Genomic DNA, 2,126 nt, shown 5'->3' with positions numbered 1-2,126 from the left:
AGGAATCCCAACCGACTCCGCCCCCCCAGGGACAGGCTTGAAGCTGGCGCCCACATCCCTTCCGTTCAATTCCGCTTTGAAGGTTCCGGGAATGACGGCGCGATCGTAAATGACCACCAAGCCGTACTTCGTCGTTCCTGCTGTCAGCGTCGTGGTTCCCTCCGTCGGCACGACGTACGACAGGAACTTGTTCACATCAGCCGGCCGTTGCCCCTTGCCATCGAAATTGCCGACAACGGCGCCAAACTCAAGCCCCACGCCAACCTGCTTGGAGTATCGGAAGGCGTACGTATGGAGCGTTCCCGGCGATATGGCAACGTCTATGAATTCATGGATAGAAGGATTCAGCTCAGGGTCGTAAGCGTGCACTTCGAGTGCATAGGTCCCATCACCCGTACCAAATACCTCCAGCTTATAATCGCCCGCGAGCGGCTTGGGAACAAAGAGGTCCATTGTCAAGGGACCGGGATCCCCGCTCTCTGCATCCGCCAAGTGAATACCCTCATAGTACGCATCGGGGATTTCGTTATATTCCAGTTGCTGAACGGGATCGTACCCCACACGACTCCCTTGCGGATCTGTCAGCAGGAGCTCACCGGGCGAATGGAATCTGATTGTCAATCCAGAAATATCTGTGTAAGCCTGAGACGGCCGCCCGAAAGTTCGCGTTCCTCTGAAGCTGTTTCCATATCCATCCGCCAGGGTCGTCGCACTTCCGCCATTCGGATCGTTGATCAGGTACGTGCTCCTCTCCTCATCGCGCCCCGTGGCCGTAATCCAGTGGCCCGGGCGGCCTCTCGCATCCGGCTTTACACCCAGCATCTGGGGACCATACGTGCAAATGTAGCGTTCAGCGTCATCCAAGCCGCTCCACGTCCACGCCATGGTAGCTCAGGATCATCGCGGCGTCCGTGAGGTAACATCCCTTGCCCGCGATCGTCCATCTAACCTCTCCGGGCCGCCCATCGCATCGGTAGACGTTCCGCTGAGTCCCGGTCCGGCAGATCGCATCGTAGGCATGGTCCGGGTTGCCAGGGTCCGAATAGTCTCCCTGATCGTAAGCAGGGACCCTTCCAAGCGGAATCTGCGGAAGAACGGTGAAGTCCACCGCCTGAAACGCCTGACCGTTGTTCAGGAACTCCCATCTCCATGTTCCGGGTGCCTGGCACTGGGATTTCGCGTACCACTGAACCCATTGAACGGTCGTTCCGCATTCCGTCCACGCGGGCGACACAAAGCAGTTCGAACGGCCATCATAGTCCGCAAAGAAACGAATCGGATTCCAACGGATGGCCGTCCCATCCGCTTTTGTCAGCACAGCTTCCCAGGCCTCTCCATCGGTCGCGTCCCGGATAATCGTCTCGCCGGAGACGAAAGGATCGCGGTAGTAGGCATGGGCGCTCTCCATGGCCACCCAATCGCCGCGCACTTCGGAGCCCACGAACTGAAGATCGTACCGGAAGAGTCCCAGGAAAGAATTCGTCGAGCCGTGGGCGGTCTGCAACTCCCCCAAAAGGCAGCCCGCAAGAAGAACCCAAAGCGCGGCCTTGGCTCGTCCGCGGTTCATCGGGCAACCTCCATTCCGGCCGAATGAACCACCTTTCCTTGCCTCGCCCCGCTCTTTACCTTCATGATCCGAAAATCGCACGGATGGAGTCGCACGAAACTAGGCCGCTTCGCCGCACGGTATGGGTCGATCCTTCCTTGTCGGGCATTCCGGACGGGCGTAAGCTGACCGGCGTCCTCGCGGTCCGAGAAACCGAAGCCATCAGACTCCTCCCGCCGGCCGTTCACGTACCGGACGGCCGCGGCGTCCCGCTCCAGGGCGTCCCGCCCCCTTTCGGCCATCGTCTTTTCGTCAAGCGCATGATGCCCGCAGGAGTGACTCATGGCACGACAAACACGAGCCGATCCGTGTCTCGCGCCACGCGGTCTCCGATCTGCCCCTCGATCGAAAGGACCAGCACGTTTCTCCCGCGATCCAGAGGAATCCCAACCGACTCCGCCCCCCCAGGGACAGGCTTGAAGCTGGCGCCCACATCCCTTCCGTTCAATTCCGCTTTGAAGGTTCCGGGAATGACGGCGCGATCGTAAATGACCACCAAGCCGTACTTCGTCGTTCCTGC

At 59.8% G+C, this 2,126-nt stretch carries 3 protein-coding genes; all 3 read right to left on the bottom strand.

Annotated features, from left to right (window positions below; translation table 11 throughout):
- Nucleotides 1-885 (bottom strand): hypothetical protein (locus HY010_17830; GenBank protein MBI3477595.1); only part of this gene is annotated, 885 nt, incomplete at its 3' end.
- Nucleotides 857-1,567 carry a hypothetical protein gene (locus tag HY010_17825; protein MBI3477594.1) on the bottom strand — a complete coding sequence of 237 codons (711 nt, stop codon included), beginning with the start codon at nt 1,565-1,567 and terminating at the stop codon, nt 857-859. The genes HY010_17825 and HY010_17830, both read right to left, overlap by 29 nt.
- Nucleotides 1,568-1,886: 319 nt before the next feature.
- The coding region (locus HY010_17820; GenBank protein MBI3477593.1) for a hypothetical protein at nt 1,887-2,126 on the bottom strand (240 nt) is incomplete at its 5' end.

It is taken from the genome of Acidobacteriota bacterium (assembly GCA_016196065.1).
Lineage (GTDB): Bacteria > Acidobacteriota > Terriglobia > Terriglobales > Acidobacteriaceae > Acidiflorens.
This window is presented reverse-complemented; position numbering and strand designations above follow the sequence as displayed.